Raw genomic sequence first — 13183 nt, 5'->3', positions numbered from 1 at the left:
TGGCTGGCACCAAGTTTGCTCAGGAACAAGCGGAAATCTCATCGTTGAGATACCCGCATCGAAGGAAAACAAGCATGAAGATTCAAAACATCCGCTGGAACCTGCTGGCCCTGGGCGCATTTGCCGCCTTGATGTCGACCAGCGCACATGCCGTTTGGACCTTCGACATCGGCACGTCTGGCTCGACGCTGACCAACGCTCAAGTCACCAACATCACAGCCAAGTCGCCATTCGATTCGGTGCCGGGCACTGACCCCACGGTCACGCTCAGCGGCGTGACGGCTACCAACACGAACGGTGTGGTCGGCGGCAATTGGAGCTCGACCAGTCTTGTGTCCTGGGGCGGCAGCGGCGTAGGCATCCAACAGGCCGGTGAAGGCAACCCACAGCATGCGGTGGACAACTCCGGCAAGACGGAAGCCGTGTTGATGAATTTTTCGTCCAGCGTGATTCTGTCCAGCATCGGCCTGGGCTGGACATCGAATGGCACCTCAGAGAATGTCGCGGTTGATCTGTCGGTGTTCCGCTGGGTTGGTACGGGCACTCCTCCTGACCTGGTGGGCAAGAGCGCGACGGCCAATTCAGGCTGGGAACTTGTGGGCAACTATGGCGACATGGTCGTCGACAAGACGGCTGACCCTGGATACAACAAGATCAACACCGGCACCGCCAACGGCACCGGCGCGGCGGGTGCGGGCCAAAAGGGCTCCAGCTGGTGGCTGATCAGCGCGTACAACACCGGCTTTGGCACCGCCAAGGAAAGCCGCGGCTCGCTCGACAACAGCAACGACTTCTTCAAGCTGTTCGCTGTCGCCGGCACCACCTGCGTGACGGGCCAGGACTGCGGTCCCAAGAAGCTGCCGGAACCTGCCACTCTGGCGCTGACCAGCGTCGCATTGCTGGGCATGGTCGGCCTGCGGCGCCGCAAGAATTAGAAGCCCGCCTGAGTCATCTGGCCCCAGCGGGCGCTCGGGAAAGGCACTCTTCGGAGTGCCTTTTTCTTTTCTGCGCCCGTCGGATGCAGCGCTTCTTGTCCCACGCCGGACAGCGAAGATGCGAACGACCGTGCTAAAAAGTTCGGCATTCCCATCACGACACGGCGCGACATGAACCTCAACTTCACCGAGGCGGAACTGGCCTTCCGCACCGAGGTGCGCGAATGGGTACGCACCCATCTGCCCGCTGACATCGCCCACAAGGTCCGCAACGACCTGCGGCTGAACAAGGACGACCTGCAGCGCTGGGCCAAGATTCTTGGCGCCAAGGGCTGGCACGGCTGGGCCTGGCCTGAATCCTTCGGCGGCCCAGGTTGGAATGCGGTGCAGCGTCACCTGTTCGAAGAGGAATGCGCGCTTGCCGGTGCGCCGCGCATCGTGCCGTTCGGGCCGGTCATGGTGGCGCCGGTCATCATGGCTTTCGGCACGCCGGAGCAGCAGCAGCGCTTCCTGCCCGGCATCATGAGCGGCGAGGTCTGGTGGAGCCAGGGCTACAGCGAGCCGGGCTCGGGCTCTGACCTGGCGTCATTGAAATGCCGGGCCGAGCTGAAGCGTGGCGTTGGGGGCGACAAGTACATCGTCAACGGCCAGAAGACCTGGACGACGCTGGGCCAGTACGGCGACTGGATCTTCTGCCTCGTGCGCACGTCCACCGAAGGCAAGCCGCAGACTGGCATCTCCTTCCTGCTAATCGACATGAAATCGCCCGGCGTCAGCGTCAAGCCCATCATCATGATGGACGGCGAGCACGAGGTGAACGAGGTCTGGTTCGACAACGTCGAGGTGCCGGCCGAGAACCTGATCGGCGAGGAGAACAAGGGCTGGACCTACGCCAAGCACCTGCTGTCGCATGAGCGAACCAACATCGCGGACGTGAACCGCGCCAAGCGCGAGTTGGAGCGGCTCAAGCGCATCGCCGCCGCCGAGGGACTGATGGACGACACACGCTTTCGCGACCAGATCGCGCTGTGCGAGGTCGATGTCGTAGCGCTGGAGATGATGGTGCTACGTGTGCTGTCCGGCGAGCGCAGCGGCAAGCAGCCGCTGGATGTGGCCGGCCTGCTGAAGATCCGTGGGAGCGAACTGCAGCAGCGCTACACCGAGCTGATGATGCTGGCCGGCGGCCCCCTTGCGCTGCCGCACATCTATGAGGCGATGGAGGCTGGCTGGCAGGGTGATCAATGGCTGGGGGGCGCGTGGCCCGGCGGTGCGGCGCATGCCATCCCGCTGACCGGCACGTACCTCAACGTCCGCAAGACGACGATCTACGGCGGTTCCAACGAAGTGCAGCGCAACATCGTCGCGCAGACCGTACTCGGCTGATCGGGGAGACAGACATGGATTTCGATTTCACGGAAGACCAGCAGGCCCTGCGTGACGCGGTGCGCCGCTTCGTCGACAAGGACTACACGTTCGAGCGCCGGACGCAGACCACGCGGACAGGCGGATTCGACCGCGCGGCCTGGGAGGGGCTGGCCGGCCTGGGCCTGACGGCGCTGGCTGTGCCGGAGGCGCATGGTGGGCTGGGTTTCGGCGCGGTGGAGGCCATGGTCGTCATGGAGGAACTGGGCCGCGGCCTCGTGCTGGAGCCCGTCGTCCAGGGCGCGTTGATCGCCCCCGCCGTGTTGCAGCACGCACCCGCTGAGCTGCAGTCCGCGTGGCTGCCACGCATCGCCGGCGGCGAAGCTCTGGTGGTGCTGGCGCACCAAGAGCCCCGCTCGCGCTACCGACTGAACCAGGTGGCTAGCCGCGCCGTCGACGGGAAGCTGAGCGGCGTCAAGAGCCTGGTGCCGGCCGGCGACGTGACTGACGCCTTCATCGTGCCGGCCCGTGTGTCGGGCGCCGAAGACGCGCCGCATGACGTGGCGCTGTACCTCGTCGAGCGCGAGGCGACGGGCGTTCACACGCGCCCCTACTCGCTGTACGACGGCTCACGGGCCGCTGAGGTCCATTTCGACAACACGCCCGCGCAACTCATTGCCGGCCCCGATGAGGGCCTGGCGCTGCTGGAACTGGCGGCCGACATCGGCATCGCCGCGCAAGCGGCCGAAGCCGTGGGCGTCATGGAGCAGTACCTGGCGATGACGGTCGAGTACATGAACACGCGCAAGCAGTTCGGCGTCGTCATCGCCAGCTTCCAGGCGCTACGGCACCGCATCGCCGACGTGAAGATGCAGCTGGAGCTGGCCCGCTCCATGAGCTACTACGCCACGCTGCGCCTGGGCGATGCTCCCGCCATGCGCCGCCGCGCGCTGTCGCAGGCCAAGGTGCAGCTCGGCAACGCCATGAGGTTCGTCGGCCAACAGTGCACGCAGCTGCACGGCGGCATCGGCGTCACGGACGAGTACGCCGGCAGCCACTACTTCAAACGCCTGACCGTCATGGAGATGCAGTGGGGTGACACGCTGCACCACCTCGGCGAGGTCAGCCGGCGCATGCAAGACACCGCGGGCGTGTTCGCCTGAGGCGCCGGGCCACAACCGACAATCGGGGCATGCCCAAACCGCTCCGACTCGACCAGATCCTTTTCTCCCAAGGCTTCGGCACCCGCCGCCTGTGTGCCGGCCTGATCGCGCATGGCGAGGTCAAGGTCGGCGGCCAGGTCGTCGACGAGCCCTGGGCCGAGTTCGACACGGCAGGCCTGCAGTTTGAAGTGGGTGGGCAGGTCTGGCCCTTCCACGACAAGGCCGTGGTGATGCTGAGCAAGCCAGCCGGATACGAGTGTTCACAAAAACCCAAGCACCACCCTAGCGTGCTGAGCCTGCTGCCCGCGCCGCTGCGCGAGCGTGGCGTGCAGCCCATCGGTCGGCTCGACGAAGACACCACCGGCCTGCTGCTGCTGACCGACGACGGCGCGCTGATCCACAAGCTGACCTCGCCCAAGCACCACGTACCCAAGGTCTACGAGGCACGCTGCAAGCACCCGCTGACGGCGGCCATGGTCGAGCAGTTGCTGGCCGGCGTAGAGCTGAAGGAGCCTGAAGGCAAGCTCCCCGGCAAGTTCCAGCGACCACCCGAAATCACCTGCGCCGAAGGTGCCGAGATCGTTGACGAAACGCTGTTGCGGCTGACGCTGGTTGAAGGCAAGTACCACCAGGTCAAGCGCATGGTGGCCGCCGTCGGCAACCGCGTGGAGCGCCTGCACCGCCCCCAGTTCGGCGCGTTGGTGCTGCCGGTCGACCTGGAGCCGGGCCACTGGCGCTGGGTGGACCCGGCCAGCATCACTGCGTCCTGACGGGTCAGGGTTCACAGAATCCGGGCTGCCGGTATGGCCCCGAGGCTGCTTTCGGGCTCGGCTTCGTCTAGTCTGTGCGTCAGGGAGAATCAGATGGCCATCCACGCCGAACCGGATCAGGGCGCGCCGCCTGTGGCGATCGCCGAGCTTTCACCGGCTGCGCACCTGCTGCAGCTGGCCACCGGCATGCTGGACCTGGGCACCTGGACGCTGACGACGCCGGACATGCAGCTGACGCTGTCGCCACAGGCCGCCCTCATGCTGGGACTGCCGGCGGGCGGCAGCATGGACTGGTCCGCCGCGCTGAGCCACACCGAGCCCGCCGACCAGCAAGGCCTGCGCCATGCGCTGGCCGCCTGCCTGTGGTCACGCGACTGGATGGAACACAGCTTCAGGGTCAGGCAGCCCGAGGGGCTGCGCTGGCTGCGCCTGCGCGCCCAGGCCGCGCGCGACGCCAGCGGCGAGGTGGTGCGGGTGAACGGCATCTGCCAGGACATCACCTCGGCGCGCCAGACCGAGCAGGCCATTGCAGAGACAGAGACGCGCTTTCGGGCGCTGGTAGAAGGTTTGGAACGCGTTTCCGTGCAGGGCTACGACAGCCAGCGCCGCGTCATCTTCTGGAACGGCGCGAGCGAGCGGCTGTACGGCTACACCCGCGAAGAAGCCATCGGTCGCCAGCTGGAGGATCTCATCATCCCGCCCGAGATGCGCGAGCTGGTCATCGAGGGCACGCGGCAGTGGCTGGCGTCCGGTGTCGTGTCGGTGCCTGCGGAAGAGCTGGTGCTGCGCCACAAGGATGGCTCGGCGGTGCACGTCTTCTCCAGCCACACCATGCAGCGCAGCCTGTCCGGCGAGGCGCAGCTCTACTGCGTCGACGTGGACCTCAGCGAACACATCGCCGCCGAGGCCGAGCGCCAGCAGCTGGAAGCGCGGCTGCGCGAGGCGCAGAAACTGGAGGCGCTGGGCACGATGGCCGGCGGCATCGCGCACGACTTCAACCACGTGCTCGGCGCCGTGCTCGCCAACGTCAACCTCGCCCGCGAGACCCTGCCCGCCACCCACCCGGCGCTGGTGCAGCTGGACCTGATCGGCCGCAGTGGGCGTCGAGCGCGGCGCATGGTGCAGCAGATCCTGTCCTTCAGCCGTCGCCAGGCACTCGAGATGCACCCGGTGGAGCTGGTGGAAGAGGCCCGCCATGCGCTGGGCCTGCTGCTGGCCAGTCGCCAGGCCGGCGTCGAACTGGTGCTGACGCATGACGAAGCCGCGCTGTGGGTCAAGGCCGACGCGGCACAGATGCAGCAGGTGCTGATGAATCTGTGCACCAACGCCGTGCAGGCGCTGCCGCCCGGTGGCGGCCGCGTGACGGTGGATCTGCGGCGCTTGCAGCTGCGGGCGTCCGCACCTGGCCTGCCGAACTTGCCCGAAGGCGACTACGTGCGCCTGACCGTGACCGACAACGGCAGCGGCATGGACGTCGCCACGCAGGCGCGCGTGTTCGAACCTTTCTTCACCACCAAGCCGGTGGGCCAGGGCAGCGGCCTGGGGCTGTCCGTCGTGCACGGCATCGTGCTGGCGCACCAAGGCGCCATCCAGGTGGAAAGCCGGCTCGGCCGCGGCACCCGCTTCATCATCGACCTCCCCTGCCTGCAGACCAGTCCGGCGGAAGCGCCCAGTTCCGAATGGGCGGGCCTGCCGGACGACACGCCGGCGTTCGGTCGCCCGCTGATCGTCTACGTTGACGACGACGACGTGATGCGCCTGACCGTGCAGGCCTTGCTCGACCGTGCGGGCTACCGCGTGCAGCTTTGCAGCAGCGCGGCAGAGGCGCTGCAGTCACTGACGGCGCTGTCCGCGCGAGGCGAAGAAGTCGCACTGCTCGTGACGGACTTCAACATGCCCGATGCAGACGGGCTGTCGCTGACCCGCGCCGTGCGCGATCACCATCCGGCATTGCCGGTGCTGATCAGCTCCGGCTACGTCAGCGACGCGCTGGCGCAGCAGGCCGCCGCGCTGGGCGTCAGCAGCGTGCTGCACAAGGAGCGCATGCTGGAGGATCTGGTGGCGCGCGTGCGCGAGGCCCTGGCCTTCCTGTAAAGCGGGGCCGCGATAATCCGGCATGCGAGTTTTCCGCGGTTTCCACCATCCCAGCATTGCGCGCGCCTGCGCGTTGACCATCGGCAATTTCGACGGCGTTCACCGCGGCCACCAGGCCATGCTGGCGCTGCTGCAGTCCGAGGCCCGTCACCGCGGCCTGCCGACCTGCGTGATGACCTTCGAGCCGCACCCGCGCGACTTCTTCGCCGCCAAGGCCGGCAAGCCCGAACTAGCACCCGCCCGCATCGCCACGCTGCGCGACAAGCTCGTCGAGCTGGAGCGCTGCGGTGTCGACCAGGTCGTCATCCTGCCGTTCGACGAGGCGCTGGCCTCGCTGCCCCCGCAGGACTTCATCCGCCAGGTGCTGCAACAAGGCCTGGGGGCGCGCTATGTGCTGGTCGGCGACGATTTCCGCTTCGGCGCCAAGCGCCAGGGCGACTACGCGACGCTGGACGCCGCCGGCCAGGCGCAGGGCTTCGACGTGGCCCGCATGATGAGCTACGAAGTGCACGGGCTGCGCGTCAGCAGCTCGGCCGTGCGCGATGCGCTGGCCGCAGGCGACATGACTGCGGCGGCCGCGCTGCTGGGCCGGCCGTATGCCATCTCGGGTCATGTCACGCACGGCCGCAAGCTGGGCCGGCAACTCGGCGAATCCAGCCCTGGCGCCGCCGACGGCTTTCGCACGCTGAACCTGCGTTTCCCGCACGACAAGCCGGCGGCCCACGGCATCTTCGCCGTGCACGTGCATGGCCTGACACCGACGCCGCTGCCTGGCGTTGCCAGCCTCGGAAACCGGCCCACCATCGAGGACGCCGGCCGCGTGCTGCTGGAGGTCCACTGCCTGGCCTGGCCCCTGGGCGCGGAGGGGGGCTACGGTAAACTGGCCCGCGTGGAACTGCTGCACAAACTTCGTGACGAAGCCCGGTACGACGGGCTGGAAGCGCTGACGGCTGCCATCGCGGCCGACACGGCGGCAGCGCGCGCCTTCCTGGCCACCCACGCCGCCTCGCACGCCCAGGTCAGCCGCCAGACCACGCGCGACCGAATTTGAAGCGGCGCCTGCCGCTCTTCGTCGTCGCCCTCCCCGCCTTCTGAATCGCCAGACCTCTCGTCTGGCCATACGCCATGACCACCCCGGACTACCGCTCCACGCTCAACCTGCCCGACACGCCCTTCCCGATGCGCGGCGACCTGCCCAAGCGCGAACCGGGCTGGGTGAAGGCCTGGGATGAGCAAGGCCTGTACAAGCGTCTGCGCGACGCGCGCTGCGGCGCGCCCAAGTTCGTGCTGCACGACGGCCCGCCTTATGCCAACGGCCAGATCCATATCGGCCACGCGGCCAACAAGATCCTGAAGGACATGATCGTCAAGGCGCGCCAGTTGGCCGGCTATGACGCTGCCTACATCCCCGGCTGGGACTGCCACGGCCTGCCGATCGAGAACCAGATCGAGAAGACCTTTGGCCGCGGCCTGCCGCGCGACGAGGTGCAGGCCAAGAGCCGTGCCTACGCCACCGAACAGATCGACGGCCAGCGCACGGACTTCAAGCGCCTGGGCGTACTGGGCGAGTGGCACAACCCGTACAAGACAATGAACTTCGCCAACGAGGCCGGTGAGATCCGCGTCTTGAAGCGCTTGTTCGAGCGCGGCTTCGTTTACCGCGGCCTGAAACCCGTCTACTGGTGCTTCGACTGCGGCTCGTCGCTGGCCGAGTTCGAGATCGAGTACGGGGACAAGCAATCGCCCGCGGTCGACGTGGCCTTCCTGAGCGCCGAGCGCGAGAAGCTGGCCGCCGCCTTCGGCGTCGCGCCGCTGACCAAGGAAGCTTTCACCGTCATCTGGACGACGACGCCCTGGACCATCCCGGCCAACCAGGCGCTGAACCTGAACCCTGAGCTGCCTTACGCGCTGGTCGACACGCCCAAGGGCTACTTCGTCGTCGCCGAGGCGCTGGTGGAGAAGTGCCTGGCGCGCTGGCAGCTGGAAGGCAGCGTCGTCGCCACCGTGCCCGGCCGCGCGCTGGAGCTGCTGAAGTTCAAGCACCCATTGGCTCACGTGCACCCCGGCTACGACCGCGAAAGCCCGGTCTACCTGGCCGACTACGCGACTGCCGACGACGGCACTGGCGTCGTCCACTCCGCGCCCGCCTATGGCCTGGACGACTTCCAGAGTTGCGTCGCCCACGGCCTGGCCTTCGACGACATCCTGAACCCCGTGCAGGGCAATGGCACCTATGCCGCCGACCTGCCGCTGTTCGGCGGCCAGCACATCTGGAAGGCCAATCCGATCATCGCGCAGGCCCTGGCAGATGCCGGCCGCCTGATGGGACAGAGCAAGATCACGCACAGCTACCCGCACTGCTGGCGCCACAAGACGCCCGTCATCTACCGCGCGGCGGCGCAATGGTTCGTGCGCATGGACGAAGGCGACGGTCTGTTCACGACCGACAAGGCGCCGGACAGCCTGCGCAAGACGGCACTGGCCGCCATTGAGGCGACGAGCTTCTACCCCGAGAACGGCCGCGCACGCCTGCACGACATGATCGCCGGCCGGCCCGACTGGTGCATCTCACGTCAGCGAAGCTGGGGCGTGCCGCTGCCTATCTTCCTGCACAAGGACACGGGCGAGGCGCACCCGAACACGCTGGAATTCATCGAGCGCGCCGCGCAGCTGGTGGAGTCCAACGGCATCGAGGCATGGTCCAAGCTGGACGCCTCCGAATGGCTGGGCGCTGAGGCCGAGCAATACACCAAGGGCAACGACATCCTGGACGTGTGGTTCGACTCCGGCTCCACGTTCGAGCACGTACTCAAGGGCAGCCACAAGGGCGCTGCGCACGCGACCGGCCCCGAAGCCGACCTGTACCTCGAAGGCCACGACCAGCACCGCGGCTGGTTCCACTCGTCGCTGCTGATCGCCTGCGCGCTGTACGGCCGCGCGCCCTACCGCGGCCTGCTGACGCATGGTTTCGTCGTGGACGGCCAAGGCCGCAAGATGAGCAAGTCGGTCGGCAACGTCGTGGCACCTCAAGCCGTGTCGGACAAGTACGGCGCCGAGATCCTGCGCCTGTGGACGGCCGCGACCGACTACTCCGGCGACCTGGGTCTGGACGACAAGATCCTCGCCCGCGTCGTCGACAGCTACCGCCGCGTGCGCAACACGCTGCGCTTCCTGCTCGCCAACGTCAGCGACTTCGACCCCACGACCGATGCCGTGCCGGCCGATCAGCTGCTGGAAGTGGACCGCTACGCGCTGGCCCGCGCGGCCGAACTGCAGGCCGAGATCCTCGGCCATTTCGAGCGCTACGAGTTCCACCCGGTGGTCGCCAAGCTGCAGGTCTACTGTTCCGAAGACCTCGGCGCGTTCTACCTGGACGTGCTGAAGGACCGCCTCTACACGACGGCGCCCAAGTCGCTGGCCCGCCGCTCGGCGCAGACCGCGCTGTGGCAGATCACGAACGCGATGCTGCGCTGGATGGCGCCGTTCCTGAGCTTCACCGCAGAGGAAGCGTGGGCGATCTTTGGCGAGGGTGAATCCATCTTCACCGAGCAGTACTGGGACTTCGGCGCAACCGACACTGGCCTGTTGGCCAAGTGGAGCCGCATCCACGAGATCCGCGACGAGGTCAACAAGGCCATCGAGGCCGTGCGCACGACCGGCGCCGTCGGCGCCTCGCTGCAGGCCGAGCTGGTGCTGCAGGTCAACGAGCAGGACCAGGCGCTGCTGGCCAGCCTGGGTGACGACCTGCGCTTCGTGTTCATCACTTCGGCCGTCAACTTGCTGTCGGCAGCGGAGTTCGGCGTCGTCGTCACGCCCAGCAGCCACGCCAAGTGCGAGCGCTGCTGGCACTACCGCGCCGATGTCGGCAGCATCGCAGCGCACCCGACGATCTGCGGCCGCTGCGACAGCAACCTGCACGGCGCCGGCGAGACGCGCCACTTCGCCTGACTCCGAGAACGACCATGCCCCCACGCTCCTCCGCCTCGCCCAGCCTCGCGCAATGGCTGCTGATCGCCACGCTCATCATCGTGGCCGACCAGTTCACGAAGATCCTCGTCATCGGCGCCTTCCAGCTCGGTGACGCGCGCCCGGTGACGGGCTTCTTCAACCTGGTCCGCGCGCACAACTACGGCGCCGCCTTCAGCTTCCTGCACACGGCGTCGGGCTGGCAGCGCTGGTTCTTCCTGGTGCTGGGCCTGGCCGCAGCCGCCTTCATCATCTGGATGCTGCGCCGCCACGGCCAGCAGCGGCTGTTCGCCTGGGCGCTGACGCTGATCCTCGGCGGCGCGTTGGGCAACGTCATCGACCGCGCCATCCACGGCTATGTAGTCGACTTCATCCAGCTGCATGCCGGCGGCTGGTACTTCCCGGCCTTCAACATCGCCGACAGCGCCATCACCGTGGGCGCCGTGCTGTTGATCGTCGACGAGCTAAGACGGGTGCGTCGGGGGTGACGTCGAGCGTAATGCCCCTCGACCGAGGGACACGACCGGGCAGGTGCAGCCGTTACGCTGCCGGCCGTTGTCCACGGAGGCTTTCCATGCGCTCGCTGATCACTGCCCTTGCCCTTTCCACTGCGGCCCTCGCGCAAGCGGCATCGCCCACCCATGTCTACCTGATGAACGACGGCACCGACCTGTTCGGCGGTTCGTCGCTCACGACGTTCGGTGGCAACTTCACGACCAGCGCCGGCCGCTACAGTTTCGGCGCTAACCAGGGTTTCTCGCTGGAAAGCGCGGTCAACGCCAACGTCTACACGCTCGACTTCGCCGTCAGCCTCGATGCCGTCAGCGGCTACCGCCGGCTGGTCGACTTCAAGAACCTCACCGTCGATGCCGGGCTTTACAACCTGAACACCGGTCTGAACTTCTATCCCGTCACCACCGGCCCCTCGGGCGCGTTCGCGGCGGGCCAGGAAGTCCGCGTCACGCTGACCCGCGATGCCGCCGGCCTGCTGACGGGCTATGTCGACGGCACCCAGCAGTTCCAGATCGACGACGCGGCCCAGCGCGCCACCTTTAGCAGCGGCAACGCCATCGCCTATTTTTTCCGTGACGACACGGCGGTCAGCGGCGAGGTCAGCGCCGGCAGCATCGACTACCTGCGCATCTACGACAGCGCGCTCAGCGCCGTCGAGGTCGCCAGCCTGGCGAGCCCGGTGCCCGAGCCCGCCACCGGCTTGATGGCGGCCGCCGGCCTGGGCCTGTTCGCGCTGCTGCGCCGCCGCCGCGCCTGACGCTAGAGGCGTCGCGCGCCGGCGCCGGGAGGCTGCGCACTAGTTCACGCGCGCCGGGTCGGGAGGCTGTGACCAGCGGTGACAATCGCCCGCCTCACGCCTCCCCCATGCTCCTCGACTTCGCCAGCCTGGGCCACTACGACTGGCTCGACGTTCCCTTGTGGGTCTTTGACCCCGACCAACGGCGCAACCTGTGGGCCAACGCCGCAGCGCTGCGCTTCTGGCATGCCGACAGCGCCGAGGAGTTCCTGTCGCGCGACTTCACGGAGCACGGCGATGCCGTGCGCGAGCGCCTGGCCGTCACGGCGGCCGACCACGCCCGCGGCCGCATCGTCCGCGAGCAGTGGACGCTGTACCCCAAGGGTGAGCCCACCACCGTCATGCTGGTGTCGCGCGGCATGCGTACGCCGGACCGCCGTCAGGTCATGCTGTTCGCCGCTGACTCGCTGGGCGGCGGCGCGGACCTGTCCGTGCTGCGTGGCGTCGAGGCCTTGCAGCACACCACCGTTTGCATCGCCGTGTTCGGCCTGGCCGGTGCGAGCGCGGGCGAACTGCTGATGCGCAACCCCGCCGCCGCGCTGACCTTCGGCGACGCGCCGCCCGCGCCGGGCGAGAATGAGTTCACCCGGCTGTTCGCCCATGCGCGCGACGCCGTCAGCATCATGTCGCGCGTGCAGCGCGGCGAGGCCTGCAGCCAGGATGTGGAGCTGCTGACGCTGGCCGGCCCACGCTGGCATGCGCTGGACACGCGCCCGATGCGCGACCCGGTCACCGGCGACACGACACTGCTGCTCAATGCCCACGACATCGCCGACCTAAAAGCCAGCCAGGCCGCGCTGGTGGCAGCACGCGAGGCGGCCGAGTCGGCAAGTCAGGCCAAGAGCAGCTTCCTGGCCAACATGAGCCACGAGATCCGCACGCCCATGAACGGCGTGCTGGGCCTGACCGAGCTGGTGCTGCAGACGACCGAGCTGACGGATCGCCAGCACCGCTTCATCTCCATGGCCCACCAGTCCGCCAAGGGCCTGATGACGATCATCAACGACCTGCTGGACGTGGCCAAGATCGAGGCCGGCCGCATCCTCATCGACGAGCAGCCGTTCGTGCTGCACGACTGCCTGAGCGAAGCGCTGCAGCCACTGCTGCTGCAGGCCCACGACAAGGGCATCCGCCTTCACGCCTTCGTGTCGCCCGGCGTGCCGCACCGCCTGGTCGGCGACGCGGTGCGGCTGCGCCAGGTTTTCATCAACCTGATAGGCAACGCGCTGAAGTTCACCGAGCGCGGCGAGGTTCGCATCGAGATAACGCTGGCGGACATGCGCGAAGGCGACCAGCCCAAGCGCCTGCGGCTGCGCGTGGCTGTAACGGACACCGGCATCGGCATGACGCGCGACCAGATCGGCCAGATCTTCGACCCGTTCACGCAGGCCGATGGCAGCATCACGCGGCGCTACGGCGGCACGGGGCTGGGCCTGACCATCGTGCAACGCCTGGTGGACCTGATGGGCGGTACCATCACTGTCGAAAGCGAGCCGGGTGTGGGCTCGTGCTTTAGCTTCGAGATCGCGCTGGCTCGCGAGATGCAACTGGCGTGAGGCCTGCGGCCAGGTCGGCTATCGTGCC

General features: G+C 67.6%; 10 protein-coding genes. All 10 read left to right on the top strand.

From position 1 onward, the window contains the following. Positions 1–74: 74 nt before the first annotated feature. Positions 75–935 (top strand): exosortase-dependent surface protein XDP1, encoded by an 861-nt coding sequence (xdp1, locus tag ACG02S_RS24995; RefSeq protein WP_394473220.1) that lies wholly within the window; start codon positions 75–77, stop codon positions 933–935. A 171-nt stretch (positions 936–1106) separates the two neighbouring features. After that, positions 1107–2318: an acyl-CoA dehydrogenase family protein gene (locus tag ACG02S_RS24990; protein WP_394473219.1), complete on the top strand. Its 1212-nt coding sequence runs from the start codon at positions 1107–1109 to the stop codon at positions 2316–2318. A gap of 14 nt (positions 2319–2332) precedes the next feature. Beyond that, complete coding sequence (locus ACG02S_RS24985) at positions 2333–3460, top strand: acyl-CoA dehydrogenase family protein (protein WP_394473218.1); 1128 nt, start codon at positions 2333–2335, stop codon at positions 3458–3460. Positions 3461–3489: 29 nt separating this feature from the next. Next, positions 3490–4230 (top strand): pseudouridine synthase, encoded by a 741-nt coding sequence (locus ACG02S_RS24980; RefSeq protein ID WP_394473217.1) that lies wholly within the window; start codon positions 3490–3492, stop codon positions 4228–4230. A gap of 93 nt (positions 4231–4323) precedes the next feature. After that, positions 4324–6324 carry a hybrid sensor histidine kinase/response regulator gene (locus tag ACG02S_RS24975; RefSeq protein ID WP_394473216.1) on the top strand — a complete coding sequence of 667 codons (2001 nt, stop codon included), beginning with the start codon at positions 4324–4326 and terminating at the stop codon, positions 6322–6324. 22 nt (positions 6325–6346) lie between these two features. After that, positions 6347–7375: a bifunctional riboflavin kinase/FAD synthetase gene (locus tag ACG02S_RS24970; RefSeq protein WP_394473215.1), complete on the top strand. Its 1029-nt coding sequence runs from the start codon at positions 6347–6349 to the stop codon at positions 7373–7375. A gap of 74 nt (positions 7376–7449) precedes the next feature. Further along, positions 7450–10272, top strand: a complete 2823-nt coding sequence (gene ileS / locus ACG02S_RS24965) for an isoleucine--tRNA ligase (protein ID WP_394473214.1) — start codon at positions 7450–7452, stop codon at positions 10270–10272. Between the two features lie 14 nt (positions 10273–10286). Next, on the top strand, positions 10287–10778 hold the full coding sequence (lspA, locus tag ACG02S_RS24960) for a signal peptidase II (protein ID WP_394473213.1): 492 nt from the start codon (positions 10287–10289) through the stop codon (positions 10776–10778). An 86-nt stretch (positions 10779–10864) separates the two neighbouring features. Beyond that, positions 10865–11560 (top strand): LamG-like jellyroll fold domain-containing protein, encoded by a 696-nt coding sequence (locus tag ACG02S_RS24955; RefSeq protein ID WP_394473212.1) that lies wholly within the window; start codon positions 10865–10867, stop codon positions 11558–11560. A 107-nt stretch (positions 11561–11667) separates the two neighbouring features. Beyond that, positions 11668–13155 carry a hybrid sensor histidine kinase/response regulator gene (locus ACG02S_RS24950; RefSeq protein WP_394473211.1) on the top strand — a complete coding sequence of 496 codons (1488 nt, stop codon included), beginning with the start codon at positions 11668–11670 and terminating at the stop codon, positions 13153–13155. Positions 13156–13183 lie beyond the last annotated feature (28 nt).

The sequence above is a fragment of the Pelomonas dachongensis genome, from assembly GCF_043555865.1.
Classification (GTDB): Bacteria; Pseudomonadota; Gammaproteobacteria; order Burkholderiales; family Burkholderiaceae_C; genus Pelomonas; species Pelomonas dachongensis.
This window is presented reverse-complemented; position numbering and strand designations above follow the sequence as displayed.

Coding starts and splice junctions, on each gene's coding strand:
- xdp1 (WP_394473220.1), top strand. CDS start 75: ATGAAGATTCAAAACATCCGCTGGAACCTGCTGGCCCTGGGCGCATTT.
- ACG02S_RS24990 (WP_394473219.1), top strand. CDS start 1,107: ATGAACCTCAACTTCACCGAGGCGGAACTGGCCTTCCGCACCGAGGTG.
- ACG02S_RS24985 (WP_394473218.1), top strand. CDS start 2,333: ATGGATTTCGATTTCACGGAAGACCAGCAGGCCCTGCGTGACGCGGTG.
- ACG02S_RS24980 (WP_394473217.1), top strand. CDS start 3,490: ATGCCCAAACCGCTCCGACTCGACCAGATCCTTTTCTCCCAAGGCTTC.
- ACG02S_RS24975 (WP_394473216.1), top strand. CDS start 4,324: ATGGCCATCCACGCCGAACCGGATCAGGGCGCGCCGCCTGTGGCGATC.
- ACG02S_RS24970 (WP_394473215.1), top strand. CDS start 6,347: ATGCGAGTTTTCCGCGGTTTCCACCATCCCAGCATTGCGCGCGCCTGC.
- ileS (WP_394473214.1), top strand. CDS start 7,450: ATGACCACCCCGGACTACCGCTCCACGCTCAACCTGCCCGACACGCCC.
- lspA (WP_394473213.1), top strand. CDS start 10,287: ATGCCCCCACGCTCCTCCGCCTCGCCCAGCCTCGCGCAATGGCTGCTG.
- ACG02S_RS24955 (WP_394473212.1), top strand. CDS start 10,865: ATGCGCTCGCTGATCACTGCCCTTGCCCTTTCCACTGCGGCCCTCGCG.
- ACG02S_RS24950 (WP_394473211.1), top strand. CDS start 11,668: ATGCTCCTCGACTTCGCCAGCCTGGGCCACTACGACTGGCTCGACGTT.